The organism is Mycobacterium timonense, assembly GCF_025821985.1.
Taxonomy (GTDB): Bacteria; Actinomycetota; Actinomycetes; order Mycobacteriales; family Mycobacteriaceae; genus Mycobacterium; species Mycobacterium avium.
Window position 1 is genome coordinate 1 of sequence record NZ_JACKSY010000112.1, and the last position, 837, is coordinate 837.

Annotated in this window: 1 pseudogene; it reads left to right on the forward strand. The window is 65.0% G+C overall.

Annotation, left to right across the window (positions count from 1 at the left end):
* Positions 1-102: 102 nt before the first annotated feature.
* Positions 103-837: pseudogene (locus tag H7I87_RS26535) on the forward strand (DDE-type integrase/transposase/recombinase); the annotation flags it as partial.

Consider the following 837-nt stretch of genomic DNA (forward strand, 5'->3'; position numbering starts at 1 on the left):
CGGTCGAAAAGTGAGCACCCTTCTGATTGGAGAGTGATCACTGTGGAGGATTGGGCGGAGCGGTCGAAAAGTGAGCACCCTTCTGATTGGAGAGTGATCACTGTGGAGGATTGGGCGGAGATTCGCCGGCTGTATCGGTCGGAGAACCTGTCGCAGGCCGCGATCGCGCGGCGGTTGTCGCTATCGCGCAACACCGTGGCCAAGGCGATTAGCGCTGAGGCGGTACGGGTGCTGCTGGGCGCACCGTCAACGACGTCGGCGTGGGCGCAGATCGAGATTGCGGTACGGGTGCTGCTGGGCCAGTTCCCAACAATGCCGGCCACCGTGATTGCCGAACGGGTCGGCTGGACGGGTGGGCATTCCTGGTTCGCCGAGAATGTGGCCAGGATCCGCCCGGAGTACGCTCCAGCCGATCCGTGCGACCGACTGGTCCATCGGCCCGGTGAGCAGGTGCAGTGCGACCTGTGGTTTCCCGGAGCGCTGGTACCCGATCACGCCGGGGTGCTTCGGTCGTTCCCGGTGCTCGTGATGGTTGCGGCATATTCGCGGTACATCGCGGCGATGATGATCCCGTCGCGAGTGACTGGGGATCTGCTGGCGGGGATGTGGCAACTGGTGCAGGATGTCGGCGCGGTTCCCCGAACACTGTTGTGGGACAACGAGTCCGGTATCGGTCAACGCGGTCGCCTCGCCGAGGGCGTGGTCGGGTTCTGCGGGGTGTTGGCCACCCGGCTGATCCAGACCCGACCGTACGACCCCGAATCCAAAGGACTCGTGGAACGGGCCAACGGCTACCTGGAGACCTCGTTCCTGCCCGGCCGCGCCTTCTCCTCGCCC